Annotated in this window: 20 protein-coding genes and 1 pseudogene; 10 read left to right on the top strand and 11 right to left on the bottom strand. The window is 59.6% G+C overall.

The window, feature by feature from the left end:
• A pseudogene (locus AACY18_RS12370) lies at nucleotides 1-1,390 on the bottom strand (type IV secretion protein Rhs); the annotation flags it as partial.
• A gap of 248 nt (nucleotides 1,391-1,638) precedes the next feature.
• On the opposite strand from AACY18_RS12370, the gene AACY18_RS12365 reads away from it, so the two are divergent.
• The gene (locus AACY18_RS12365) at nucleotides 1,639-2,334 is read left to right on the top strand and encodes an HAD-IA family hydrolase (RefSeq protein WP_339464982.1); all 696 of its coding nucleotides are present in this window, start codon (nucleotides 1,639-1,641) and stop codon (nucleotides 2,332-2,334) included.
• A 74-nt stretch (nucleotides 2,335-2,408) separates the two neighbouring features.
• On the opposite strand, the gene AACY18_RS12360 is transcribed toward AACY18_RS12365, so the two are convergent.
• Entirely contained in the window at nucleotides 2,409-3,155 is a 747-nt protein-coding gene (locus tag AACY18_RS12360) for a 3-oxoacyl-ACP reductase family protein (protein ID WP_339432495.1), read from the bottom strand.
• A gap of 126 nt (nucleotides 3,156-3,281) precedes the next feature.
• On the opposite strand from AACY18_RS12360, the gene AACY18_RS12355 reads away from it, so the two are divergent.
• On the top strand, nucleotides 3,282-4,208 hold the full coding sequence (locus AACY18_RS12355) for a LysR family transcriptional regulator (protein WP_339432494.1): 927 nt from the start codon (nucleotides 3,282-3,284) through the stop codon (nucleotides 4,206-4,208).
• 141 nt (nucleotides 4,209-4,349) lie between these two features.
• Here the strand turns inward: AACY18_RS12355 and AACY18_RS12350 are convergent, their stop codons facing one another.
• The 3 genes from AACY18_RS12350 to AACY18_RS12340 all read right to left on the bottom strand — a co-directional run bounded on the left by AACY18_RS12350 (nucleotide 4,350) and on the right by AACY18_RS12340 (nucleotide 7,900).
• On the bottom strand, nucleotides 4,350-5,078 hold the full coding sequence (locus AACY18_RS12350) for an aspartate/glutamate racemase family protein (RefSeq protein ID WP_339432493.1): 729 nt from the start codon (nucleotides 5,076-5,078) through the stop codon (nucleotides 4,350-4,352).
• Between the two features lie 54 nt (nucleotides 5,079-5,132).
• The gene (locus AACY18_RS12345) at nucleotides 5,133-6,671 is read right to left on the bottom strand and encodes an NCS1 family nucleobase:cation symporter-1 (RefSeq protein ID WP_339432492.1); all 1,539 of its coding nucleotides are present in this window, start codon (nucleotides 6,669-6,671) and stop codon (nucleotides 5,133-5,135) included.
• 494 nt (nucleotides 6,672-7,165) lie between these two features.
• The gene (locus tag AACY18_RS12340; RefSeq protein ID WP_339432491.1) at nucleotides 7,166-7,900 is read right to left on the bottom strand and encodes a phosphoadenylyl-sulfate reductase; all 735 of its coding nucleotides are present in this window, start codon (nucleotides 7,898-7,900) and stop codon (nucleotides 7,166-7,168) included.
• A 163-nt stretch (nucleotides 7,901-8,063) separates the two neighbouring features.
• On the opposite strand from AACY18_RS12340, the gene thrH reads away from it, so the two are divergent.
• Nucleotides 8,064-8,681 (top strand): bifunctional phosphoserine phosphatase/homoserine phosphotransferase ThrH, encoded by a 618-nt coding sequence (gene thrH / locus AACY18_RS12335; RefSeq protein WP_339464980.1) that lies wholly within the window; start codon nucleotides 8,064-8,066, stop codon nucleotides 8,679-8,681.
• A gap of 101 nt (nucleotides 8,682-8,782) precedes the next feature.
• Here the strand turns inward: thrH and pabB are convergent, their stop codons facing one another.
• The 4 genes from pabB to rloA form a co-directional block, all read right to left on the bottom strand.
• Complete coding sequence (pabB, locus tag AACY18_RS12330) at nucleotides 8,783-10,126, bottom strand: aminodeoxychorismate synthase component I (RefSeq protein ID WP_339464978.1); 1,344 nt, start codon at nucleotides 10,124-10,126, stop codon at nucleotides 8,783-8,785.
• 142 nt (nucleotides 10,127-10,268) lie between these two features.
• Nucleotides 10,269-11,255 carry an alpha-L-glutamate ligase-like protein gene (locus tag AACY18_RS12325; protein WP_339432488.1) on the bottom strand — a complete coding sequence of 329 codons (987 nt, stop codon included), beginning with the start codon at nucleotides 11,253-11,255 and terminating at the stop codon, nucleotides 10,269-10,271.
• Entirely contained in the window at nucleotides 11,255-12,790 is a 1,536-nt protein-coding gene (gene rloB / locus AACY18_RS12320) for an osmotic stress tolerance membrane protein RloB (protein WP_221733944.1), read from the bottom strand. The genes AACY18_RS12325 and rloB overlap by 1 nt, the downstream gene beginning before the upstream one ends.
• 5 nt (nucleotides 12,791-12,795) lie before the next feature.
• Nucleotides 12,796-13,332, bottom strand: a complete 537-nt coding sequence (gene rloA / locus AACY18_RS12315) for a retropepsin-like aspartic peptidase RloA (protein WP_221733943.1) — start codon at nucleotides 13,330-13,332, stop codon at nucleotides 12,796-12,798.
• A gap of 292 nt (nucleotides 13,333-13,624) precedes the next feature.
• On the opposite strand from rloA, the gene AACY18_RS12310 reads away from it, so the two are divergent.
• The 6 genes from AACY18_RS12310 (at nucleotide 13,625) to prpD (ending at nucleotide 22,026) form a co-directional block, all read left to right on the top strand.
• Nucleotides 13,625-14,347 (top strand): GntR family transcriptional regulator, encoded by a 723-nt coding sequence (locus AACY18_RS12310; protein WP_221733954.1) that lies wholly within the window; start codon nucleotides 13,625-13,627, stop codon nucleotides 14,345-14,347.
• On the top strand, nucleotides 14,344-15,234 hold the full coding sequence (gene prpB / locus AACY18_RS12305; RefSeq protein WP_250603955.1) for a methylisocitrate lyase: 891 nt from the start codon (nucleotides 14,344-14,346) through the stop codon (nucleotides 15,232-15,234). The genes AACY18_RS12310 and prpB overlap by 4 nt, the downstream gene beginning before the upstream one ends.
• Nucleotides 15,235-15,274: 40 nt before the next feature.
• Nucleotides 15,275-16,402, top strand: coding sequence for a bifunctional 2-methylcitrate synthase/citrate synthase (prpC, locus tag AACY18_RS12300; RefSeq protein WP_339464977.1), 1,128 nt, complete (start codon nucleotides 15,275-15,277; stop codon nucleotides 16,400-16,402).
• Between the two features lie 118 nt (nucleotides 16,403-16,520).
• Nucleotides 16,521-19,115 (top strand): Fe/S-dependent 2-methylisocitrate dehydratase AcnD, encoded by a 2,595-nt coding sequence (gene acnD / locus AACY18_RS12295; protein ID WP_339464975.1) that lies wholly within the window; start codon nucleotides 16,521-16,523, stop codon nucleotides 19,113-19,115.
• Between the two features lie 54 nt (nucleotides 19,116-19,169).
• Nucleotides 19,170-20,360, top strand: a complete 1,191-nt coding sequence (gene prpF, locus AACY18_RS12290; protein WP_339432485.1) for a 2-methylaconitate cis-trans isomerase PrpF — start codon at nucleotides 19,170-19,172, stop codon at nucleotides 20,358-20,360.
• 181 nt (nucleotides 20,361-20,541) lie between these two features.
• On the top strand, nucleotides 20,542-22,026 hold the full coding sequence (gene prpD, locus AACY18_RS12285; protein WP_339432484.1) for a 2-methylcitrate dehydratase: 1,485 nt from the start codon (nucleotides 20,542-20,544) through the stop codon (nucleotides 22,024-22,026).
• 3 nt (nucleotides 22,027-22,029) lie between these two features.
• Here the strand turns inward: prpD and AACY18_RS12280 are convergent, their stop codons facing one another.
• Complete coding sequence (locus AACY18_RS12280; protein WP_339432483.1) at nucleotides 22,030-22,758, bottom strand: alanyl-tRNA editing protein; 729 nt, start codon at nucleotides 22,756-22,758, stop codon at nucleotides 22,030-22,032.
• A 29-nt stretch (nucleotides 22,759-22,787) separates the two neighbouring features.
• Nucleotides 22,788-23,708: a DMT family transporter gene (locus AACY18_RS12275; protein ID WP_339432482.1), complete on the bottom strand. Its 921-nt coding sequence runs from the start codon at nucleotides 23,706-23,708 to the stop codon at nucleotides 22,788-22,790.
• Nucleotides 23,709-23,798: 90 nt separating this feature from the next.
• Here AACY18_RS12275 and AACY18_RS12270 point away from each other — a divergent pair, with 90 nt between their 5' ends.
• Nucleotides 23,799-25,208 (top strand): aminotransferase-like domain-containing protein, encoded by a 1,410-nt coding sequence (locus tag AACY18_RS12270; protein WP_339464973.1) that lies wholly within the window; start codon nucleotides 23,799-23,801, stop codon nucleotides 25,206-25,208.
• Nucleotides 25,209-25,216 lie beyond the last annotated feature (8 nt).

Below are 25,216 nucleotides of genomic sequence, written 5' to 3'. Positions count from 1 at the left end.
CATCGGTGAGGGTCAGCAGTTCTTCGCCGGTGACCATCGACACCGGACAGCCGTTGGTGCAGGTCGACGGCACGCAATCGGCGCTGTCACCGTTGGGGTTTTTTGCCTGATTAGGGGCGTCGTCGTGGGCCTCATGGCGCTCCAGTCGCGCCATGCCATGAGTCTTTTTTCGTGCAACGGGCGCTGGATTCGGCACCGTCAAAACCACCGAATCGGCCTGACGAATATTCAGCGCAATTGACGGTGTCGGTTTCAGCTCAGCAGCACGGGCATTGATTACCAACGGCTTGAGCACGCTCGCATGCCGACTCAGTTCGGGCTCAGAGGTCAGCTCAGCCAGGCGCAATGCCGAGGCCGCCAGCCACTCCCGCGCCCGTGGCGATTTGATCTTCGCCAACACTTTGCTGCTCAAGCGCAGCGGTACACCGACACCGCCAGATACCCGCATCAACAGGAAGCTGATCAACAACTCGACGCGAACCTCGGCCACCACTTCGGCCAGGTACTGCGGCGGCAGCATTTTCAGCCAACTGGTGAATGCGGCCAGATGAATGAACATCAGCGGCTCGTCGCTGAGGATCAGCAGACCGTTAGCGATGGCCTCGCTTGAGGCTTGCAGCAGGGCGTCCAGCTCAATGTCGGTCAGGTACTCCAGCAGCTTTTCGCTATTGGCCTGCAAGTCGGCAAGCAGGGCAAACAGTTGCTTGATGTCATCCCAAACGCCGTGCAGGGCGTTCTCGAATCCGCGCCAGTCGGCTTGCTGCAGTTGACCGTAACGCTCAATGAATCCGGCACTGGAAAACGCTGCCCATAGCGGCTGAAATTCCGTCCACTCCCCACGTAACCAGACTTCCAGGTCGTCGAGAATGCCTTGATAAGAGGCGTACAACGCTCGGACATGCTCAGCGCAGACATCGGGAAAGAAGGTGATGCGATAACGCTGGCCCCGGTCGCAGTCGTTCAGCTCCAGAATGCCGCTGGGGCCGATGGTGTGGGGTATCGGGTCTCCGAACGTCAAAACCCCGTTGGCATCGTCGATCACCGGCTCCAGCGTCACCGGGGTATTACCGATGGGGACGAATTGCGCGGCCTCGAACATGTGCACCAGGGTCAACGGGCCGCTTGCCTTACACATGACCACGGATGAGCTGATGGGCTGGCGAGATTTGATCGGTGCGCTGAGTTGCACATCGTTGCCGACCTTGAACACCTGCTCGACATCCAGCGCCGTGCCCGTCCAGAACTGTTCGGCCCAAACATCGTAGTTGTTCAGGCAAAGGCGAAATTCCCGGATCAGGTTTTCGAAGTCCGGGTGTTCAGGGTTCAGGGCGGCAACTACCAGCAGGCCGATGCTGTTGTTCAGGGCCAGAAGCCGATCGGGTTGGAGCATTCGCAGTCACTCGCGCACGTGAAAAAAGAGGTGCGCGGACTTTGCGGATGATCAAAAAGGAAAGAAGTCGGGAGAGTAGGCAATGCCTGTAGGGCGTTTCGCTAAATGCTCGCGATTAGTTCGTCGCTTCGACGAGCATTGACCGTTGCTCAATGCCCGTTGCGCTCGCTATGCTGCTGAACCCTTTAATCAGGTCCGAGCAGCGGCGCTACCGGTCGCCTGGGATATGTTTGATAACGGATCCGATGATGAATGCACCGCTGAAGGCGTTTGGCCCGATCAAGGCCGTGATTTTCGATATGGACGGTTTGCTGCTGGACACCGAGGGCATTTACACCGAGGTCACTTCGCTGATTGCCGAGCGGTACGGGCGCACTTTCGATTGGGGCGTCAAGCAGAACATTATTGGCCGAGGCGCCAATGACCTTGCCAATTACGTGGTCCAGGCGCTCGATTTGCCGATCACTGCCCAAGAGTTTCTGGTGATTCGTGAGCCATTGATGCGTGAGCGCTTTCCCAAGGCTCAGGCAATGCCGGGCGCTGAGGAATTGATTCGCCACCTCAAGGCGCACAACATTCCGATTGCGGTGGGCACCAGTTCGTCGCGTCAGTCGTTCGGCCAGAAAACCACCTTGCACCGCGACTGGTTTGAACTGTTCGATTTCATCGTCACCGCGGACGATCCGGAAGTCGGCGCAGCCAAACCGGCGCCGGATATTTTCCTGACCGCGGCCCGTCGTCTGGGTGTCGCGCCTGAGGATTGTCTGGTGTTCGAGGATTCGCCGTTTGGCGTTACCGCGGCCAAAGCCGCGGGCATGACCGCCATTGCCATTCCCGACGCCGCGATGGCTGATGAGAAATACGCACACGCCGACGGTATTCTGCGGTCGTTGAAAGCCTTCATCCCGAGCGCCTGTGGTTTGCCGGCGCTGGAATGGGCCTGAACGCCAGATATCAAAAAACGCCGCCCCTCTGTTAAAGGAGGGGCGGCGTTTTTCTTACAGACGGTTGAGAAAAATCAGGCGCCGAAACCACCGTCGATGGTCAGGCTGGCACCGGTGATGTAACCGGCTTCAGGCCCTGCGAGGTAAGCGACGAAGCTGGCGATTTCTTCGGCTGTACCGTAACGACCCACGGCCATCAACGGAATCAGGCTTTCGGCGAAGTCACCGCTGGCAGGGTTCATGTCGGTGTCGACCGGACCGGGTTGCACATTGTTCACGGTGATACCACGAGGGCCCAGATCACGCGCCAACCCCTTGGTCAGGCCCACCAGCGCCGACTTGCTCATCGCATACACACCGCCGCCGGCGAAGGGCATACGGTCAGCATTGGTGCTGCCGATGTTGATGATCCGTGCACCTTCGCCCATGTGTTTGGCGGCTTCCTGGGAGGCGATGAAAACGCTGCGAATGTTGATCGCCACGGTTTGGTCGAAATCTTCCAGTTTGAAGTCTTCCAGTGGGGCGACGGCCAGTACGCCGGCGTTGTTGACCAGAATGTCGAGGCGACCAAAGGCTTCGACGGTGGCGCTGACCGCATGGCGGATGGCGGCGGCGTCGGCGCTGTCAGCCTTGATCGCCAAGGCTTTGCCGCCGCTGGCGGTGATGCTGTTTTGCAACTCTTCGGCTTTGACCGTTGAGCTGACATACGTGAAGGCAACCGCAGCGCCTTCAGCGGCTAGACGTTTGACGATGGCAGCACCGATGCCACGGGAACCGCCTTGAATCAGAGCGACTTTGCCGCTGAGGTGTTGAGTGGACATGTTCGATCTCCAGAGTATTCAAGGCGCAATGCCTTGTTGTTGGAACCGAGTATCGGCTTCTGATCCACAGCCGTGTAGACCCTGATTGCTATAGTCTGTGTAAACCAAAAGTTTATAGTGGCGACCATGGAAACCTTCAGCAGTATCGAATGCTTTGTGCGCAGTGCCGAAGTCGGCAGCTTTGCCGAGGCTGCGCGGCGCCTGAGCCTGACGCCAGCGGCAGTGGGCAAGAGCGTGGCGAAGCTTGAGGCGCGGCTCGGTGTGCGCTTGTTTCAGCGCAGTACGCGGAGCCTGACGTTGACCGAGGCGGGGCAGCTGTTTTTGAGTCAGGTCAGTGCCAGTCTGACGACCATCCAGAACGCGGTGGCCAATCTGGCCAGTGTCGAGGGCCTGCCAGCGGGGACTTTGAAAGTCAGTATGGGGACGGTATTCGGGCGCTTGTACATCGTGCCGTTGCTGGAAGCGTTTTTACGTCGATTTCCGGCGATCAACCCTGACTGGCATTTTGATAACCGCCAGGTCGATTTGATTGGGCAAGGTTTCGATGCGGCGATTGGCGGGGGATTTGAATTGCCCCAAGGTGTCGTCGCGCGCAAATTGGCGCCGGCGCACCGAGTGTTGGTGGCATCGACGGGGTATCTGGAAAGTCACAAAGCAATCGTCGAGCCTGATGACCTGCAACACCACGATGGCATCCTGATTCGCTCGCCGCAAACCGGTCGAGTGCGCTCCTGGCAGTTGATCAGCAGTGGCAGCCAGCTCTGCCGCCCCTTGACCCTCAAGACGCGAATGACCATGAGCGACTCCGAGGCGGCCTGTGCGACTGCCGCGCAAAGTCTGGGAATTGCATTGGTGAGCATGCCGTTTGCGGTGGGTTATCTGCAGGCGGGCACGTTGCAGCGCGTGCTGCCGGATTGGTACATCGATGACGGCAACATTTCGATCTACTACGCCGAGCATAAATTGTTGCCGGGCAAGACGCGGGCGTTTGTCGATTTTGTGATTGAGCAGTTTGCGCAGCAGGGCTTGGCGCAGCGGTTCAGTGCCATTTGAGCATGGCCTGAGACCTGGTTGCCCCGATTTGCGAGCAAGTCCGCTGCCACAGGGTTTTGTGTCGTTTACAAGGCTCCCGTTCCACACAAAACCTGTGCAAGCTTGCTCGCGAATGAGTCGACTCGATATCCGACTGTGAACTCAGCGAGCAAACCGCTGCGCCCAGCCAATGATTTTCTTCGGCCGCGGCGTCGCATACGTCCGCACCTTGGACGTCGACAGCCGCAACCGCACCAGCGCTTCAGCGATGGTCACCGCTGCCGTCACTCCGTCCACCACAGGCACCCCGGTACGCCGACGAATCTGTTCATCGAGCCCGGCCATGCCGCCGCAACCCAGGCAAATCACTTCGGCCTTGTCCTGCGTCACGGCCAGTTCAGCCTGATGCACGATCGCCTCCAGCGCGCGCTGCGGCTCGTGTTCCAGTTCAAGAACGGCCAAACCACTGGCTCGAACTGAAGCACAACGGTCCCACAAACCGGACAATTTCAATCGATCCTCGATCAGCGGCACGGTGCGATCCAGGGTGGTGACCACCGAGTACGCGTGCCCCAGGAACATGGCCGTACTGGCGGCTGCGTCAGTGATATCCACCACCGGTACATTGAGCAGTTCCTGCAAGCCTTCGCGCCCATGTTCGCCATAACCGGCCTGAATCACGGCGTCGAACGGCTGGTCGTAGGACATCACCCGATCCATCACGGCGATGGCCGCCAGATAGCTTTCGAAATTGCCTTCAACCGAGTCAGCACCGAAATACGGCGTGAGGCCGACAATTTCCGTACCGGGTGAGGCGACAGCCTGCGCCGAGCGGGCAATGGCCTGAGTGATGGAATCTGTGGTGTTGACGTTGACCACGAGAATGCGCATGAAAAATCCTTATAACGGGCAGTTCTGCGGCCCGAAGTCCGGGCCGCGAAGGGGTTAATGGCAGACGTTGTCGACGGCGAAGGCTTCGCCACTGACGTCGGCGTAGTGCGGTTGGCGTTTGGCGATGATGAGGTAAAGCATTCCGGCGATCCCGGCGCCGATCAGCCAGGAGAAGGGCGAAACGTTGTGGAAACCAGGCACCAGCGCCAGGACGATGGCGATCAGCGCAGCGGGAATAAACGCCGTGACGGCGCGCCAATTGATACCGCGGCTGTAGTAATAAGCGCCGTTGGGGTCTTCGCTGTAGAGCTGAGGAACGTTGATCCGGCCTTTGCGGATCAGCCAGTAGTCGACCATGATCACCCCGTACAACGGGCCGAGCAGGGCGCCCAAACCCGACAGGAAGTACACGATCACCAGCGGACTGTTGTAGAGATTCCACGGCAGGATCAGCACCGCGATGGTCGCGCTGATCAGCCCGGCGCGGCGAAAGGTCAGGTATTTGGGCGCCAGATTGCTCAGCACGAAGGCCGGGGCGACGAAGTTGGCCATGATGTTCACCGCCACGGTGACGATCAGGAACGCCAGGCAACCCAGCACCACAAAGAAGGTGTTGGGAATCGAAGCGATGATCTCGGTCGGGCTTTCGATGATCCGGCCATTGATCTGGAATTGCGCGCCACACAGCAGGACTGTTATCGCGGCGAACACCAGAATATTCACCGGCAAGCCCCAGAAATTCCCGACCTTGATGGTCTTGCGGCACGGCGAGGAGCGGGCGAAGTCGCAGAAGTTGAGAATCAACGTGCCGTAGATCGCCAGCCACAACGCGCCGCCTGCAAAAATATTGCGCCACATCTCGCCGCCGGTCAGCGGTTCGCGGATCGACCAGGCGATGGTTGCGTTGGCTTGCGTGTACATCCACGCGGCGAGCGCGGCGACGGTCAGCAAAATCACCGGCCCGGCGAATGCTTCATACCGGCGAACCATTTCCATGCCGTAGGCAAGAATCGCCAATTGCACGAACCAGATCGCCACGAAGCACACCCAACCCAAAGTCGACAGGCCGAGGATCGCGTTGTCATCGTACTCGGCGAAGCCGGGATGGACTGCCGTCAGTAACACGCGCAAAACCACTGACGCGAGATACGTCTGAATGCCGAACCAGGCGATGGCGATCACCGCCCGGATCAGTGCAGGAATTTGCGCGCCGTGGATGCCGAAACTGATCCGGCTGATCACCGGAAACGGCACCCCGGTTTTCTGCCCCATGTAGCCGGACAGGTTCATGAAGAAATACACCAGTGCCGCGCCAATCCCCAGCGACAGCAAAATCTGCCAGCCACCCAGGCCCAAGGCATACAGGCCGATGGCGAACGAGTAGTTGGCGATGTTGTGCACGTCGTTGGTCCACAGGGCGAAGATGCTGTATTTGCCCCAGCGCCGGCCTTCGGCCTTGGTCGGTGCCAGATCGCTGTTGTGCAGACGCGGGCTCAGTTGTAACGGTTCGCTCAAGCCGTCAGGGGGCAAGGGTTGAGCGTGGACAGAGGCGGGCAGATTCAGCGCGACGTTATTGGAGAGACTTGTACGCATTCCGGCAGGCTCCTGATGTTCAGGACCGCGATGACTGTGCGTGAGCTGTCAGGCTCGACAAATCTTCGTCGCGGCAGTGAACCATCATTGGTTACGGGGCATCTGCAGCCTGTACGGGATAGGGCGCTTCAGGCTTGCGGATCGAAAGTGTGTATGTTTTGCAGTTTTGTATACAAAACATGTATGCACTAAAGCCAGATCTGTGCCAGTTGTTGATCTATGGAATGGGTCTCTCATTTCGAAAAGTTATCGAACGGGACTAAGTGTCTGAAAATCAGTGGATATAAATTGACCGATTGAACAGGTATTTATTTTTTGCGCAAGATTTCGGCTGACATCAAAAGGGAGGGCTTTGCAGGAGGGATGTAACGTTTCAGGGCGCAGAAATGAAAAGTGCACACACAAATGGCACTGATGGTGACAGTTGTGTGTACACGTTTTCGGAGGGTGCCATATAACAAATGTGGGGATGTCACTGGATGCAAAGGTGTGGGTTACGCCTTGCCGATGATATTCCCGGCATGCAACCCGCATTCTTTCTGGGTGGCTTCTTCCCACCACCAGCGGCCTTCGCGCTCGTGCTGATTTGGCAGCACCGGGCGGGTGCACGGTTCGCAGCCGATGCTGATAAAGCCGCGCTCATGCAGGCTGTTGTACGGCAGTTCCAGCATACGGATATAGCCCCAGATCTCTTCGCTGGTCATCTGCGCGAGGGGGTTGAACTTGTACAGGGTGCGCTCCGGCGTGGAGAACGCGCTGTCAATTTCCATCACCGCCACGGCGCTGCGGGTGCCCGGGCTCTGGTCACGGCGCTGGCCGGTGGCCCAGGCTTTGACGTCGGACAGTTTGCGGCGCAACGGTTCGATCTTGCGGATACCGCAGCATTCACCGTGGCCGTCCTTGTAGAAACTGAACAGGCCTTTTTCCTTCACGAACGGTTCCAGTTTCGTGGCGTCCGGCGAGACGATGTCGATGTCGATCTTGTAGTGCTCGCGCACCTGCTCGATGAAACGGTAGGTCTGCGGATGCAAGCGGCCAGTGTCGAGGCTGAACACTTTGACGTTCTTGTTCAGCTTCCAGGCCATGTCCACCAGCACCACATCCTCGGCGCCGCTGAAAGATATCCACAGATCATCACCAAACTCGGCAAACGCGAGTTTCAGGATGTCTTGAGCGGATTTGTTGGCATAGGTCGTGGCGAGGTCCACGACGTCGAACGTTGGGCTCATCAGGGCGGCTTCCTACAGGTCGGTGGCGCTGGGCGCTCTATATGGCGCCGATGGTAACAAAAAGCAGCGGCGCTTGGGGCGTCCTGTGCGTTGCGTGGTTGGGGTTGAGTCGCTAGAGTTCGGGCTCGCTCGACTCAATAAACAATACAAACGGGAGTGTCTTGTGGAAATTGCTTGCCTGGATCTTGAAGGGGTGCTGGTACCGGAAATCTGGATCGCCTTCGCCGAAAAAACCGGAATCGAATCCCTCAAGGCCACCACTCGGGACATTCCCGACTACGACGTGCTGATGAAGCAGCGTCTGCGCATCCTCGATGAGCATGGGTTGAAGCTGGCGGATATTCAGGAGGTGATCGCAACGCTGAAGCCGCTGGATGGCGCAGTGGAGTTCGTCAACTGGCTGCGCGAGCGCTTTCAGGTGGTGATTCTGTCGGACACTTTCTATGAGTTCTCCCAACCGTTGATGCGTCAACTGGGCTTCCCGACCTTGCTTTGTCATCGTCTGATCACTGACGACAGCGGGCGGGTGAGCAGCTATCAGTTACGTCAGAAAGACCCCAAACGCCAGTCGGTTCTGGCCTTCAAGAGCCTCTATTATCGGGTGATTGCGGCGGGTGATTCGTACAATGACACTTCGATGCTGGGCGAGGCGGATGCCGGGATTCTGTTCCACGCACCGGACAATGTCATTCGCGAGTTTCCGCAGTTCCCGGCGGTGCATACGTTTGCCGAGTTGAAGCAGGCATTTCTCAAGGCGTCTAACCGGGATTTGAGCCTATAGTCGTCAGGCCTGACGCCTTCGCAGCAAGCCCGCGCCACAGGGGAATGCATTCTTGTGTGGGCGCGGGCTTGCTCGCGAAGGTTTTAGAGGTTTTAGAGGTTTTAGAGGTTTTGCAGGGTTTGGAGCAGAACCTTCACTTTGGTAATCGACTCCTGATACTCCGCCTGCCAGTCCGAGTCCGCGACAATCCCGCCGCCGCCCCAGCAGCACACCTGCCCATCCTTGACCAATAAACTGCGGATCGCGATGGAGCTGTCCATCTCGCCACGCACGTCCAGATACAACAACGAGCCGCAATACAAGCCGCGACGGGTTGGCTCCAGCTCGTCGATGATCTGCATCGCCCGAATCTTCGGCGCACCAGTGATCGAGCCACCGGGAAAGCTGCCGGCGATCAGGTCCAGTGCATCGCGATCCTGCGCCAGTTCGCCCGTCACGCTGCTGACCAGGTGATGCACATTCGGATAGCTTTCCAGGCTGAACAACTCCGGCACCCGTACCGAGCCGATACGGCAGGTGCGGCCGAGATCGTTGCGCAGCAAGTCGACAATCATCAGGTTTTCCGCGCGATCCTTTGGGCTGGCCAGCAGTTGCGAGGCATTCGCGGCGTCTTCGGCAGGTGTCAGGCCACGGGGGCGGGTGCCCTTGATCGGGCGGGTTTCGACCTGCCGCTGGCTGACTTTGACGAAGCGCTCGGGTGACAGGCTCAGCACTGCAGCGCCGTCGGGCAGGCTCTGGAAACCGGAAAAAGGCGTCGGGCAGGCGTCGCGCAACGCGCAATAGGCCAGCCATGGATCGCCTTGGCACGGCGCGCGAAAACGCTGGGCGAAGTTGACCTGATAGCAGTCGCCGGCCTGAATGTAATGCTGAATGCGTTCGAACGCCTGGCGGTAGTCGTCTGGCGACAGGTCGGGACTCATCGGCTGGTTCAGTTTGAACGGCGTCAGCGAGCCCGTCATCGGCTGACTGAACAGCGCAATCAGCCGCTGTTTTTCACTGTCGGCCAGCGTCGGGTGAAACACCAATTGGCTAGTGGCCGCGTGGTGATCGCTGATCAGCGCCCAGTTGTATAGGCCCAAACGCGCATCCGGTAATTGCAGATCATCGCGCGCCTGACTCGGCAGACTCTCCAGATGCCGGCCGAAGTCATAACTCAGGTAACCGATCAGACCGCCGGCGAACGGCAACTCATAAGGCGCCGGCAATTGCGCGTCGCCCAAGCGCTCCAGATTGTCGCGCAGACGCTGGAGGAAATGGCTGCCGTTTTCGTCCGGCCACACCGCCAGTTGTTCCAGCGGCCAGGCGCTGAGCACGTCATAACGGCCACGGTCGGCACTCGGTCGGCCGCTGTCGAGCAGCACGGCGCCGGGGGCGTTGCGGATTGCCGCGAAGTATCCGGCGGGATTGGCGCGGTAAGGCAGAGGGTGTACGGAACAGGTCAGCATGGGCGGGGCAGATCGGCCATTGAGGCGGGGTAGGGATTGTAGTCCTCTGCGGGAATTGCTCCTAGAGGGGATGTCGGTGATTGGCAGGTTGTGGGGCTGATCGTCCCCGCGCAGCGCATGGGAACGATCATGGACAGGGTGATCAGCCTTCGACGGCGGGAATATGGCCGAACATCTCCTGAGTAAACGCCACCCGCTCTTCAACCGACTCTGTCACGCCACGGGCCTTCAGTTCTTCCAGTCGCGCTTCCACCGCGTGGGTACGCAGCGTCAGCCCGCAGTCGTTGGCGATCTGGATGTTCAGCCCCGGCCGCGCGTTCAGCTCAAGAATCAGCGGGCCTTTTTCCTGATCGAGCACCATGTCCACGCCGATATAACCCAGACCGCACAGCTCGTAGCAGCCAGCGGCGAGTTTCATGAAACCGTCCCAATAGGGCAGTTGCACGCCGTCCACCGCGTTGGTGGTGTCGGGGTGTTTGGCGATGATGTTGTTCAGCCAGGTGCCGCGCAGTGTCAGGCCCGTAGCCAGGTCGACACCCACACCGATGGCGCCCTGGTGCAGGTTGGCCTTGCCGCCGGACTGACGGGTCGGCAGGCGCAACATCGCCATCACCGGATAACCCATCAGCACGATGATGCGGATGTCCGGCACGCCTTCGTAGCTGATGCTCTTGAAGATCTGGTCCGGGGTGACGCGGTATTCGATCAGCGCGCGATCGCGATGGCCGCCTAGCGAATACAGGCCGGTGAGGATGCTGGAGATGTGATGCTCAAGTTCTTCGTGGGCAAGGATCTTGCCCGACACCGTGCGATAGCGTCCCTCGAAACGGTCAGCCACCACGATAATGCCGTCACCGCCGGCGCCTTGGGCCGGTTTGATCACGAAGTCGGTGTGCCCGTCGATGATCTCGCCGAGCTTGTCGATTTCCTTCTCGGTGGAGATCACGCCATACAGCTCTGGCACTTGAATGCCGGCCTCGATGGCGCGCTCCTTGGTGATGATCTTGTCATCGACGATCGGGTACAGACTGCGCTTGTTGTACTTGAGCACATAGTCCGCGTTGCGGCGATTGATGCCCATGATGCCTCGGGCTTCCAGGGCCTTCCAGGTCTTCCAGAAACCGAACATCAGTGATCAGCCTTGTTCAGGAACGCCTTGAAACGCACCAGCTCGGTCAGGCGATAACCGCGATAGCGACCCATTGCCAGCATGAAACCCACCATGATCAGCAGGATCGCCGGGAAGGTGAAGACGAAGTACACCAACTCAGGCACGGTCATGATCAAGTGCGCCAGCGACGCGGCGAACAGCGTGCCGATGGCCACTTTCATCGCGTGACTTGCGCCACGTTCTTCCCAGGTGATCGACAGGCGCTCAATGGTCATGGTCAAAATCACCATCGGGAACAACGCCACCGACAGGCCGCGCTCCAGACCGAGCTTATGGCTGAACAGACTGATCGCCGCGATCAACACCACGACAAAGGTCAGCACCACCGACAGGCGCGGCAGCATCTGCAGTTTCAGATGTTCCAGATAAGAACGTAACGACAGGCCCAGCGCGGTAATCACGGTGAACAGGATGATGCCGAAGCCCAACTGGGTTTCGCGGAAGGCGAGGGCGATCAGTACCGGGGTGAAGGTGCCGAGGGTCTGCAGGCCGATCAGGTTGCGCAGGATCAGGATCACCAGCACGCCAATCGGGATCATCACCATGATCATGAAGGTTTGCTGGGTTTGCAGCGGCAGGCCATACAGCGAGTATTCGAGGAAGTTGGCGTCGGTGTTTTCGTCGGTCAGCTTGGCCAGACGAATCGCATTCATCTCGCTGTTGTTCAGGCTGAAGGTCACGTTGGCTTTCTTGCCGCCGTCGATGGTGATCAGGTTCTCATCGCCGGTCCACCACTGCAGGCGGTCGCTTGGCAGGCCTTGTTCGCCGGTTTCCGGGTTGAAGTACAGCCAGTCGTTGCCATTGAAGCTGCGCAGCCACAATTCAGGGCTTTGTGGTTGATCGGCAACCAGGCGGATGGTGTGGACTTTTTCAACCGGGACGTGCGCGATAGACAGCAACAGTTCGACGATTTTGGCTTTGTGCGCGGTGGACGGATCGCCCGCCAGCAGCAGTTTCACGTTGTCATCGTTGAGGTTGTTGACGCGTTTGATCGCCTCGCCAATGAAGGTTTCGACGTCGGCCGAGTGCTGGCGGATCGGCGCGAGCAGTGCTTCGGCGGCGATTTTTTCCGGGCCTTCGACCGCAATGCTGTCGCGGAAGGTCGGGCCTTTGATCTTGGATTTTTCCGAGGTGTAACGCTTGGTCAGCACCAAACGGTAATACAGGGTCTGGTTGCCCTTGGCCCGGCGCGCCGACCAGGTCACCTTGCGGTTGCCATCGACGCGGTTCACGGCCACGCCATAGTTATTGGAGATGAAGCTTTCGTTGAGGCTGACGTAATCGCGGCTCAGGGGCGGCACGAACATCTGGATTTTGACCGGATCCTTGGCACTGGCGACGAACTCGACCTTGGCATCGATGTTCCACAAATCGTCGGTGGCGTCTTCGGTCACCGGAATGCCGAGCACGAAAATCTGATAGGCCGTAACCGAAACGCCCAGCAACACCAGAATGGTGATCAGGATTTTCAGGTGAAAGGTTAGAGAACGCATGGAAATTACTCGGCGGTATGAGCGGCGATGGTGCAGGCGGGTTTGCCGGCAGCGTATTTAAGACTCGGGTCGACCAGCGCATCGAAACGTTTCAAGGCTTCGGAGCCGATCAAAAGCGGATATTGGAACGCACTTCGGTCGGTCAGGTTCACTTCGATGCTGCGCATCGCCGTGCCCATGCAGATATCCAGCTCGATCACCGGGCGGGCGGTGTACTTCTTGCCTTCTTCCGGGTCGTAGTCGCCGGCGCGGCGCTTGATCTTGCTGACCCGGGCCAGCGGTCGTTCGATCGGGTGTGAATGCGCGGCGTCGATCGCCAGGTAGAAACGTACCCAGGATTCACCGTCGCGCTTGAAGCGTTTGATGTCGCGGGCACTCAGCGAGGCGGTTTTAGCGCCCGTATCGAGTTTGGCCGCGACTTGCAGATTGATGCCATCCAACGAGGCGTATTCGTTGAGGCCGTACACGGTTTTTTCTCCCGCGGCGGCAAGCCCGGGCAGGCAAAACAGAGCAAAAAATGTGGGGAAAGGCTTGAGTCTCATAAATCCTGGTGCGCAGCGTTCCGTTTTCGGTTCAGGTCCTTGGCAAAACTTGCGCAAGCCCCTTCGTGTGCCTATCAGCTTTTTATGACAAGCCGTACAAATGGCCAGCAAATGCGGGCGGCATTCTAGCACGGTGATTTTATGGCGCCAGCGCCCGAGCGGGTCTATAACCCTTGGGGTGGTCCAAGGGTGGTTATTAGACGATTGTCGACAATATCTATTTTTCCTTTGACTGAGGCTGGCGAATTGACTAGTTTTTGCCGCATTGGATTTAAAGGTGTCGACAATCATGCTGGATCAACTCGATCCCCCGGTCATCAGCGGCGACGATTCCGAGACGCTTTCGGAAAACGTCTTCCGGCGCATTCAGGCGGCCATCGTCAAAGGCGAGATCGCTCCAGGCAGCAAAATCTCCGAGCCGGAGCTGGCGCGCACCTACGGCATTAGTCGTGGCCCGCTGCGTGAGGCGATTCATCGTCTGGAAGGTCAGCGCCTGCTGGTCCGGGTGCCGCATGTCGGTGCGCGGGTGGTGTCGCTCAGTCACGCCGAATTGCTGGAACTCTACGAAATCCGCGAATCCCTTGAAGGCATGGCTTGCCGCTTGGCGGCTGAACGCATGAGCGTCGAAGAAATCGACGAGTTGCGCCGGGTGCTCGAAACCCACGAGCGCGACGCGGCATTTCAGGCCGGCGTCGGCTACTACCAGCAGGAAGGCGATTTCGACTTTCACTACCGCATCATTCAGGGCAGCGGCAACCGCACCCTCACGCAAATGCTTTGCGGCGAGCTCTATCAACTGGTGCGCATGTACCGCATCCAGTTTTCTTCCACGCCCAATCGCCCCCGCCAGGCCTTTGCCGAACACCACCGCATTCTCGATGCGATCGCCGACCGTGACGGCGAGCTCGCGGAATTGTTGATGCGCCGTCACATCGGCGCCTCGAAACGCAATATCGCCCGTCATTACCAGGACGGCGCCAACGATAAGACAGCCACTGAACGAGGTGAGTCATGAGTTCCAACCTGAACACTCCAGGCCAGCGTTTCCGCGACGCGGTCGCCAGCGAGCATCCATTGCAGGTGGTGGGCGCGATCAACGCCAACCACGCGCTGTTGGCCAAACGCGCCGGCTTCAAAGCGATCTACCTGTCCGGTGGCGGTGTGGCGGCGGGCTCGCTCGGCGTGCCGGACCTGGGCATCACCGGCCTGGACGACGTGCTGACCGACGTGCGCCGCATCACCGACGTTTGCGATCTGCCGCTGCTGGTGGACGTGGATACCGGTTTCGGTTCTTCAGCCTTCAACGTGGCGCGCACCGTCAAGTCGATGATCAAGTTCGGCGCGGCGGCGATTCACATCGAGGATCAGGTCGGCGCCAAGCGCTGCGGTCATCGCCCAAACAAAGAGATCGTCAGCCAGCAGGAAATGGTCGACCGCATCAAAGCCGCCGTCGATGCCCGCACGGACGACAGCTTCGTGATCATGGCGCGTACCGATGCGCTGGCGGTCGAAGGCCTGGAGTCGGCACTGGATCGCGCTGCCGCATGCATCGAGGCCGGCGCCGACATGATCTTCCCGGAGGCCATCACCGAACTTGAGATGTACAAACTGTTCGCCAACCGCGTGAAAGCGCCGATTCTGGCCAACATCACCGAATTCGGCTCGACACCGCTGTACACCACCGAGCAACTGGCCGGCGCCGACGTGTCGCTGGTGCTGTACCCGCTGTCGGCGTTTCGCGCGATGAATAAAGCGGCGGAAAACGTCTACACCGCGATCCGCCGCGACGGCACGCAGCAGAATGTCATCGACACCATGCAGACTCGCATGGAGCTTTACGATCGCATCGATTACCACACCTTCGAGCAGAAGCTCGATGCGTTGTTTGCGGCGAAGAAGTAAGCCGCCGTACTCCCTAACAAATTCAAGATTGGAGAAAACAATGGCTGAAGCAAAAGTACTCAGTGGCGCCGGGCTCCGGGGCCAGGTGGCCGGGCAAACGGCACTGTCCACCGTGGGCCAGGCCGGCGCCGGGCTGACCTATCGCGGCTACGACGTGCGTGAACTGGCGGCAGAGGCGCAATTTGAAGAAGTCGCTTACCTGCTGCTTTACGGCGAGCTGCCGACCCAAGCGCAACTTGCCGCCTACCAGGGCAAACTGAGCAAACTGCGTGACCTGCCGCAAGCGCTGAAAGAAGTGCTGGAACGCATCCCCGCCGCCGCTCATCCGATGGACGTGATGCGCACCGGTTGCTCGTTCCTGGGCAACATCGAACCGGAGAAAGACTTCAGCGAACAGTGCGACAAGACTGACCGTCTGCTGGCCGCGTTCCCGGCGATCATGTGCTACTGGTATCGCTTCAGCCACGACGGTAAACGCATCAACTGCGTTAGCGACGAGCCCACCATTGGCGGCCACTTCCTTCACCTGTTGCACGACAAGAAACCGAGCGAACTGCACGTCAAAGTGATGAACGTGTCGCTGATTCTGTACGCCGAGCACGAATTCAACGCCTCGACGTTCACCGCTCGCGTTTGTGCATCGACCCTGTCGGACCTGTATTCCTGCGTCACCGCCGCTATCGGTTCGTTGCGCGGCCCGCTGCACGGCGGTGCCAACGAAGCGGCGATGGAAATGATCGAGCGCTTCTCATCGCCCGAAGAGGCGATCAAAGGCACCCTCGGCATGCTTGAGCGCAAAGACAAGATCATGGGCTTCGGTCACGCGATCTATAAGGACAGCGACCCGCGCAACGAGGTGATCAAGGGCTGGTCGAAAAAACTGGCTGACGAAGTGGGTGACAAGGTGTTGTTCGCGGTTTCCGAAGCCATTGACAAGACCATGTGGGAGCAGAAAAAACTGTTCCCGAATGCCGACTTCTACCATGCCTCGGCTTACCACTTCATGGGCATCCCGACCAAACTGTTCACGCCGATTTTCGTCTGCTCGCGCCTGACCGGCTGGGCCGCGCATGTGTTCGAACAGCGTGCCAACAACCGCATCATCCGTCCAAGCGCCGAGTACATCGGCGTCGAACAGCGCAAGTTCGTGCCAATCGAACGTCGCTGAATGGTGGGCCTCCCGCACCGGTAACTGGATAAACCGAGAACCAATGTGTGACCGAGTCCACTTCAGTGCCGGTGCAATGTTCACCTCTTGAAACTACCGTGACCCGAGTCCTGACCCGATGAACACAGAATTTCGCAAGAACCTGCCCGGCAGTCCTCTGGATTACTTCGACGTCCGTGCGGCGGTCGAGGCGATTCAGCCCGGCAGTTACGACACCCTGCCGTACACCTCCCGCGTGCTGGCGGAAAACCTGGTGCGTCGCTGCGATCCGGCCACGCTCACCGATTCCCTCAAGCAACTGATCGAACGCAAACGCGACCTCGACTTCCCGTGGTTTCCGGCCCGTGTGGTGTGCCACGACATTCTGGGCCAGACCGCGCTGGTCGACCTCGCTGGTCTGCGCGACGCGATTGCCTTGCAAGGCGGCGACCCGGCGCAGGTCAACCCGGTGGTGCCGACGCAACTGATCGTCGACCACTCGCTGGCCGTCGAAGCGGGCGGTTTTGATGCCCAGGCGTTCGAGAAAAACCGCGCCATCGAAGACCGTCGCAACGAAGACCGGTTCCACTTCATCAACTGGACCAAAAAGGCCTTCAAGAACGTCGACGTGATCCCGCCGGGTAACGGCATCATGCACCAGATCAACCTGGAGAAAATGTCGCCGGTGATCCAGGTGCGCGACGGTGTGGCGTTCCCGGACACCTGCGTCGGCACCGACAGCCATACCCCGCACGTTGATGCACTGGGCGTGATCGCCATCGGCGTTGGCGGTCTCGAAGCCGAGAGTGTGATGCTCGGCCGCGCCTCGTGGATGCGCCTGCCGGAAAGCGTCGGCGTCGAATTGACCGGCAAGCTGCAACCGGGCATCACCGCCACCGACATGGTGCTGGCACTCACCGAATACCTGCGCAAACAGAAAGTCGTCGGGGCGTGGCTGGAGTTCTTCGGCGAAGGCGCTGCCGCGCTGACCCTCGGCGACCGCGCCACCATCTCCAACATGGCCCCGGAATACGGCGCCACGGCGGCGATGTTCTACATCGATCAGCAGACCATCGATTACCTGAAACTCACGGGTCGCGAAGACCAGCAAGTGCAGTTGGTCGAGCAATACGCCAAGACCACCGGCCTGTGGGCCGACAGCCTCAAAGGTGCGCAATACGAGCGTGGTTTGACCTTTGATCTGTCCTCGGTCGTGCGCAACATGGCCGGCCCGAGCAACCCGCACGCCCGCGTCGCCACCCGCGATCTGGCGGCCAAAGGCATCAGCGGCCAGTGGGAAGAGGTGCCGGGGCAGATGCCCGACGGCGCGGTGATCATCGCCGCCATCACCAGTTGCACCAACACCAGCAACCCGCGCAACGTCATCGCCGCCGGCCTGCTGGCGCGCAATGCCAACAAGCTTGGATTGACCCGCAAGCCGTGGGTCAAATCCTCGTTGGCCCCGGGCTCGAAAACCGTGGCGCTGTACCTCGATGAAGCGGGGCTTACAACGGAGCTGGAGCAACTCGGTTTCGGTGTCGTCGCATTTGCCTGCACGACTTGCAACGGCATGTCGGGTGCGCTGGACCCGGTGATCCAGCAAGAGATCATCGATCGTGATCTGTACGCCACGGCCGTGCTTTCGGGCAACCGCAACTTCGACGGCCGGATTCACCCCTACGCCAAGCAAGCGTTCCTGGCCTCGCCGCCATTGGTTGTGGCGTACGCCATCGCTGGCACCATCCGCTTCGACATTGAGAAGGATGTGTTGGGCGTGGTCGACGGCAAGGAAATCCGCCTCAAAGACATCTGGCCGAGCGACGAAGAAATCGACGCCGTGGTCAAATCCTCGGTCAAACCGGAGCAGTTCCGTCAGGTCTACATCCCGATGTTCGCCATCCACGAAGACACCGGCCCGAAAGTCACGCCGCTGTACGAGTGGCGTGAGATGAGCACCTACATTCGTCGTCCGCCGTATTGGGAAGGCGCACTGGCGGGTGCGCGTCCGCTCAAGGGCATGCGCCCGCTGGCGGTGCTGCCGGACAACATCACCACCGATCACCTGTCGCCGTCGAACGCGATCATGCTCAACAGCGCCGCCGGCGAATACCTGGCGAAAATGGGCTTGCCGGAAGAGGACTTCAACTCCTACGCCACCCACCGGGGTGACCACTTGACTGCGCAACGCGCAACGTTTGCCAACCCGAAACTGTTCAACGAAATGGTGGTGGAAAACGGCAAGGTCAAACAGGGTTCGCTGGCCCGCGTCGAGCCGGAAGGCCAAGTGATGCGCATGTGGGAAGCCATCGAAACCTACATGGAGCGCAAGCAGCCACTGATCATCATTGCCGGCGCCGATTACGGTCAGGGTTCGTCCCGCGACTGGGCGGCCAAGGGCGTGCGTCTGGCTGGGGTCGAGGCGATTGCTGCCGAAGGTTTCGAACGTATCCATCGCACCAATCTGGTGGGTATGGGCGTGTTGCCGCTGGAGTTCAAACCGGGCACCGACCGTCACACCCTGGCCATCGACGGCAGCGAAACCTACGACGTGATCGGCGCCCGCACACCGCGCGCTGAATTGACGCTGGTGATCCATCGCAAGAACGGCGAGCGCGTCGACGTGCCGGTGACATGCCGCCTCGACACCGCTGAAGAAGTGTCGATCTACGAGGCCGGCGGCGTGTTGCAGCGCTTCGCTCAGGACTTCCTCGAAGAGTCGTCGGTTGCCGTTTAAATCATCGTATGTGGGCGTGGGCTTTTGAGTCCCGCGCCTTTGTTAAGGAGCACCATGGCTCACGCACCTCAAATAAAGATCCCCGCTACCTACATGCGTGGCGGTACCAGCAAAGGCGTGTTTTTCAGTCTCAAGGACCTGCCCGAGGCGGCGCAGATTCCCGGCCCGGCCCGCGATGCGTTGTTGTTGCGGGTGATCGGCAGCCCCGACCCGTACGACAAGCAGATCGACGGCATGGGCGGCGCCACGTCGAGCACCAGCAAAACCGTGATCCTGTCGAAAAGCATCAAAGCCGATCACGACGTCGACTACCTGTTCGGTCAGGTCTCCATCGACAAGCCGTTCGTGGACTGGAGCGGCAACTGCGGCAACCTGTCGGCGGCGGTCGGTTCGTTCGCGATCAGCAATGGTTTGGTCGACGCCAGCCGTATCCCGCAAAACGGCGTAGCGGTGGTGCGCGTATGGCAGGCCAACATCGGCAAGACCATCATTGCTCATGTGCCAATCACCCATGGCGAGGTGCAGGAAACCGGCGACTTCGAACTCGACGGGGTGACCTTTCCGGCCGCCGAAGTGCAAGTGGAGTTCATGGACCCGGCAGCAGACGAAGAGGGCGGCGGAGGCTCAATGTTCCCCACCGGCAACCTGGTCGATGAACTGCAAGTGCCCGGTGTGGGCACGTTCCAGGCGACCATGATCAATGCCGGCATTCCGACGATCTTTGTCAACGCCGCCGACCTCGGTTACACCGGCACCGAGTTGCAGAGCGCGATCAACAGCGATCCGAAAGCGCTGCAAATGTTTGAAACCATTCGTGCCTACGGTGCGTTGCGCATGGGGTTGATTGCCAATCTGGATGAAGCCGCCAAGCGCCAACACACACCGAAAGTCGCGTTCGTGGCCAAGCCTGCGGATTACGTGGCCTCCAGTGGCAAGGCGGTTGCGGCAGGTGACGTTGATCTGCTGGTGCGCGCCTTGTCGATGGGCAAATTGCACCACGCGATGATGGGCACCGCAGCCGTTGCGATCGGTACCGCTGCTGCCATTTCCGGCACGTTGGTAAACCTCGCGGCGGGTGGCATCGAGCGCAATGCCGTGCGTTTTGGCCATCCGTCCGGGACCTTGCGGGTCGGTGCTGAGGCCAGTCTGGAAAACGGTGAGTGGGTGGTGAAGAAGGCCATCATGAGTCGCAGTGCGCGGGTATTGATGGAAGGCTACGTGCGCATTCCCGGCGACGCTTTTTAAGTAACACTTCATTCCCTGTGGGAGCGGGCTTGCTCGCGAAGGCGGCGCACCAGGCAACAATGATGTCGACTGACACTGCGCCTTCGTGAGCAAACCCGCTCCTTGGGGATAGTATTTCAACCCAAAAAATCAGCCCTGAACCGAGGTCCCGTCAACGAACCACTTCAAGAGTGAATCGAACATGAGCGCCAACGTAGACCTGAACAATCGCCCCGACTACGACCGTGTCCTGCAGGACATCGCCGACTACGTCCTCTCTTTCAAAGTTGACTCCAGCGAAGCCCTCGACACCGCCCGCAACTGCCTGATGGACACGCTCGGCTGTGGCCTGCTGGCGTTGCGTTTCCCCGAATGCATCAAACACCTTGGCCCCATCGTCGAAGGCACTGTCGTGCCGTTCGGGGCACGAGTTCCGGGCACGAGCTATCGCCTCGACCCGGTGAAAGCCGCGTGGGACATCGGCTGCATCGTGCGTTGGCTTGATTACAACGACACCTGGCTCGCTGCCGAGTGGGGGCATCCGTCGGACAACCTCGGCGCGATTCTCGCGGTGGCCGATCACCTTTCGCAAAAACGTCAGGCCAACGGTGAAGCGCCGCTGACGATTCGCGATGTGCTGGAGGCCATGATCATGGCCCATGAGATTCAGGGCGTGATCGCACTGGAGAATGCCTTCAACCGCGTAGGACTCGACCACGTCATCTTGGTCAAAGTCGCTTCAACCGCCGTCACCGCCAAACTCATGGGGGCCAATCGCGAGCAGTTGTTGTCGGCGTTGTCCCATGCGTTCGCTGACGGACAGGCGCTGCGCACATATCGGCATGCGCCGAACGCCGGCTCGCGCAAATCCTGGGCGGCGGGGGATGCATCGAGTCGTGGCGTGCGCCTGGCGGACATCGCCATGCGCGGTGAGATGGGCATTCCCGGTGTTTTGAGCGCGAAACAGTGGGGCTTTTACGACGTGCTGTTCAGCCACACCAACAGCGATCTGACCTTAAAACCGGAGGATAAACGCAGCTTCAGTTTCTCGCGGCCGTTTGGCAGTTACGTGATGGAAAACGTGCTGTTCAAGATCAGCTTCCCGGCCGAATTTCATGCGCAAACAGCTTGCGAAGCGGCGGTCACGCTGCACCCTCAGGTGCGCAATCGCCTGCATGAAATCGACCGCATCGTCATCACCACACATGAGTCGGCGATTCGCATCATTTCCAAGGTCGGGCCGCTGGCCAATGCGGCCGACCGTGACCATTGCATTCAGTACATGACCGCTGTGCCGTTGGCGTTCGGCAATCTGGTGGCCGAGCAATACGAAGACGATTTTCACAAGGCCCACCCGATCATTGATGTGCTGCGCGAAAAAATGGTCATTGTCGAAGACCCGCGCTTCACTCGCGAGTATCTGGAGGCCGACAAACGCTCGATTGCCAACGCGGTGCAGGTGTTTTTCAAGGACGGTTCGAGCACCGAGAACGTGGTGGTGGAATACCCGATTGGTCACCGTCGCCGTCGCGCCGAAGGCATTCCGTTGCTCGAAGACAAGTTCAAGACGAACCTGGCAACCCGTTTCACCGACCAACGCAGCGGCAAGATCTTCGCGCTGTGCACAGATCAGGCGCAGCTTGAGGCGACTGCGGTGAACCGCTTCGTCGACCTGTTCGTGATCTAGGGCTCATTCAAACCGCAGGATCACCCGGCGGTTGGTCCTGCTCTTCTTCTCGATTTTTTCGCAAAACACTCGACCGATTTCCAGGGTGTTTTGTACGTGGGTGCCGCCACAGGGCTGGAGGTCGATGCCGATCACTTCGACCATTCGCAATTCACCCTGAATCGCCGGCGGGTTAATCGTTTTGCTGCCGGTTTTTTCCAGCAGTGCGGGAAACTCCGAGGCGGGCATCGACAGGGTGGTGACGGCAATGGCCTGCTCGATCAGCGCGTTGAGGTCGTGGGTGAGGCTGTCCTTGTCGAGGGTCATTTGGGGCAGGTCGAAATCCAGCCGGCCCTTGTCGGCACTGATGCTGCACCCGGTGACCGGCGCATTGATGATCGAGCCCAGCAGGTGCAGGCAGGTGTGCATCTTCATGTGTTGATAGCGCCGCGCCCAGTCCAGGCTGGCGTTGAGCAGGGCGCCGACGCATAGCTGAGGCGGGCATTGCGCAACGTTGTGCCAGATGATCGACGGCAGCAACGGGTCGCGCAGCGTTCCCGTCACCTCGATCCGGGTGCCATCCGGCAAGCTGAAGTGCCCGGTGTCGCCCGGCTGCCCGCCACCGGTGGGATAGAACAGCGTGTGTTCGAGGACGACGGCCTGATCAACCACCGCGATCACCCGGGCACTGAAATCGCGCTGATAAGGGGCATTGTTAAAAAGACTGAGGGTTTCCATGGTGTGTACCGACATTTGAACCTCCGATGTTCAATGCATGATTGTTAGCGCTTGGCTGGCAGCTTGGTGATCGCAAATCCGCCCAGCAGGACGGCTGAATACAGCATCAGCTCGCGAGAAATTTCCGTGCCTTCGTACCAGGCGCCGATGATCACGGCGAACACCGGAAAGATGATGAACACGAATGACAGAAGCACCGGGCTCAGGCGTTTGAGCAGGACGAAATAGACGATAAAGCCGCCGACCGACGCTATCAGCCCCAAGTACAGCAGCGCCCCCCAGGAGCGTGGCGTGATGGTGGCGAACGTCGGGTCTTCCAGCGAAAGGCCGGTGACCAGCAGCATCAAACCGGCAATGCCGATGGGCAGAGTGTTGTAGGTGATCACACTGATTGCGCTGCCGTGCTTTTTGGTGATCACGTAGCACAGCGCGTGCATGATCGCCGCGCTGAGAATCGCCAGTACACCAAGCCATTGCGCCTGATCCAGATGCAAACCCTGGCTGCGGATGATCATGAACAGGCTGCCGAAACCGATGGCGATCCCGAGTATTTGCGTCGCCTGGATGTTCTCGCGCAGAAACAGCGCAGAAAAAATCAGGATGAACACCGGCATGCAACTGAACAACAGCGCGGTCAGGCCGGACGACACATGCATCTCGCCATAGTTGAGCAAGTAGTAGGGCAGGCTGAAATACGACAGCGTGACGAACACAAAGAACCAGCGACTCCGCCGGGGGAACAGCAGCGGTTCTTTGCGCAATACGGCGAAGCCGAGGAACAGCGGAAAGGCAATCAGAAAGCGCAGCCCGGCGGCAGTCAGTGGCGGCACACTTTCCACGGCAATCTTGATCCCCAGCCATGTCGTGCCCCAACTCAGGCAGACGATCAGAAACAACACGCTGGTGACCAACCCGGCGAGCCAGGGTTTGCTGGTGTTCAACGGTGTGCTGAGGGCGATCGACATGCGGTGTGCTCCGAACGACGGAATTGACCTGATTACTGAAAAGGTCTATCCCTGATTGAACCTGTTTTCAGTACGCTATTCGGGGCAAGAATGACTGTCAAAGTAAGTATTGCCATGGTGTCAATCCTGCGTGACGGCCTGGCCAATGGCGTCGGCGTGAAGTATCAGCGCCTCGCGGACGCGGTCGAGAAGGCCATCGTTGCCGGTGTTATCGAGGCCGGTTGCAAGTTGCCACCTCACAGGTTGTTGGCCGATAGCCTCGGCGTCACCATCGGCACCGTCAGCCGTGCCTACGGCGAACTGGAGCGTGTGGGATGGGTCGTGGCCCGTGTAGGAGACGGCACTTATGTGCGTCAGCGCGGGATGGAGCGGCCGCAAGACAAGGGCTTTCGCAATGTCAGCGATGAGCCCCCGGCCTGCTTCGACATGAGTCGCAATCAGCCGATTCCCGGGCAGGAAACGGCTTTGATGAGCCAAGCCCTACAGACACTGGCCGGTGATCCGCACCGCTTGCAGCAGTTGACGGGATACACCGCTGAAGGTGGACTGCCACGGCATCGAGCGGCGGGTGCCCAATGGCTGCGTCATGGGGATTTTGTCCCGCACGCCGATCAGGTGCTGTGCGTCAACGGTGGTCAGCATGGCCTGTTGTGCGCGTTGATGGGTTTGCTCAAGGCGGGTGACACGGTGGTCACCGAGCATTTGTCCTACCCCGGATTGATCAGCGTCGCACGCCAACTCGGGATAAAGCTGATCGGTGCCGCGATGGATGACGAAGGACTGTTGCCCTCGGCGCTGGAGGACATTTGCCGTCAGCACCGGGTATCCGCGCTGTATTGCACGCCGACGATCCAGAATCCTACGGCGGCGGTCATGTCGATCTCACGACGCCAGGCGATTGCCGAGGTCTGTCGCCAACACAACCTTCTGATCCTCGAAGACGAAGCACACGCGGTGCTGGATCGCCAGCGTCCGCTGCCTCTGAGTTATTTCGCCCCTGAGCGTTCAGTGTTGATCGGCAGTCTGAGCAAGGCGGTTTCGGCGGGGGTGCGGGTTGGCTATCTGCATGTGCCGCAAGCGTTGCTTGGGCGCATCAGCTCCGCCATTCGTGGTACCTGCTGGATGGCTAATCCATTGACCCAGGAGGTGGCGACTCTGTGGATCGAAAACGGCATGGCCGAGCGCTTGCTGGATGAGCAGATCGGCGAGATCGGCCGGCGCAAGGCCTGGGTGGCGGGGGCGCTGGAGGGATTGAGCTACAAGACGCATATCCACAGCCCGCATTTCTGGTTGCAAGTGCCTGAGCTGTGGCGGGCGTCGCAGATTGCCGCGGAATTGAAGGAAAACAACTATCTGGTGGCGACCGCCGAGGCGTTCGCCGTCGGGCACGCGGCGGTGCCGCAGTTTATTCGGGCGAGTGTGTGCAATTCGGTGGGGGATGACAGGTTGTTGCTGGGTGGGTTTGAAGCGCTGGCGCGGTCACTCACCGAAACCGCGTAATCGTTCTT

It is taken from the genome of Pseudomonas sp. EA_65y_Pfl2_P74 (genome assembly GCF_963970575.1).
Lineage (GTDB): Bacteria > Pseudomonadota > Gammaproteobacteria > Pseudomonadales > Pseudomonadaceae > Aquipseudomonas > Aquipseudomonas baetica_A.
The sequence above is the reverse complement of the archived record's forward strand: the minus strand, read 5'-3'. Positions and strand labels throughout refer to the sequence as shown.

Coding starts and splice junctions, on each gene's coding strand:
- AACY18_RS12365 (WP_339464982.1), top strand. CDS start 1,639: ATGAATGCACCGCTGAAGGCGTTTGGCCCGATCAAGGCCGTGATTTTC.
- AACY18_RS12360 (WP_339432495.1), bottom strand. CDS start 3,155: ATGTCCACTCAACACCTCAGCGGCAAAGTCGCTCTGATTCAAGGCGGT.
- AACY18_RS12355 (WP_339432494.1), top strand. CDS start 3,282: ATGGAAACCTTCAGCAGTATCGAATGCTTTGTGCGCAGTGCCGAAGTC.
- AACY18_RS12350 (WP_339432493.1), bottom strand. CDS start 5,078: ATGCGCATTCTCGTGGTCAACGTCAACACCACAGATTCCATCACTCAG.
- AACY18_RS12345 (WP_339432492.1), bottom strand. CDS start 6,671: ATGCGTACAAGTCTCTCCAATAACGTCGCGCTGAATCTGCCCGCCTCT.
- AACY18_RS12340 (WP_339432491.1), bottom strand. CDS start 7,900: ATGAGCCCAACGTTCGACGTCGTGGACCTCGCCACGACCTATGCCAAC.
- pabB (WP_339464978.1), bottom strand. CDS start 10,126: ATGCTGACCTGTTCCGTACACCCTCTGCCTTACCGCGCCAATCCCGCC.
- AACY18_RS12325 (WP_339432488.1), bottom strand. CDS start 11,255: ATGTTCGGTTTCTGGAAGACCTGGAAGGCCCTGGAAGCCCGAGGCATC.
- rloB (WP_221733944.1), bottom strand. CDS start 12,790: ATGCGTTCTCTAACCTTTCACCTGAAAATCCTGATCACCATTCTGGTG.
- rloA (WP_221733943.1), bottom strand. CDS start 13,332: ATGAGACTCAAGCCTTTCCCCACATTTTTTGCTCTGTTTTGCCTGCCC.
- prpB (WP_250603955.1), top strand. CDS start 14,344: ATGAGTTCCAACCTGAACACTCCAGGCCAGCGTTTCCGCGACGCGGTC.
- prpC (WP_339464977.1), top strand. CDS start 15,275: ATGGCTGAAGCAAAAGTACTCAGTGGCGCCGGGCTCCGGGGCCAGGTG.
- acnD (WP_339464975.1), top strand. CDS start 16,521: ATGAACACAGAATTTCGCAAGAACCTGCCCGGCAGTCCTCTGGATTAC.
- prpF (WP_339432485.1), top strand. CDS start 19,170: ATGGCTCACGCACCTCAAATAAAGATCCCCGCTACCTACATGCGTGGC.
- prpD (WP_339432484.1), top strand. CDS start 20,542: ATGAGCGCCAACGTAGACCTGAACAATCGCCCCGACTACGACCGTGTC.
- AACY18_RS12280 (WP_339432483.1), bottom strand. CDS start 22,758: ATGTCGGTACACACCATGGAAACCCTCAGTCTTTTTAACAATGCCCCT.
- AACY18_RS12275 (WP_339432482.1), bottom strand. CDS start 23,708: ATGTCGATCGCCCTCAGCACACCGTTGAACACCAGCAAACCCTGGCTC.
- AACY18_RS12270 (WP_339464973.1), top strand. CDS start 23,799: ATGACTGTCAAAGTAAGTATTGCCATGGTGTCAATCCTGCGTGACGGC.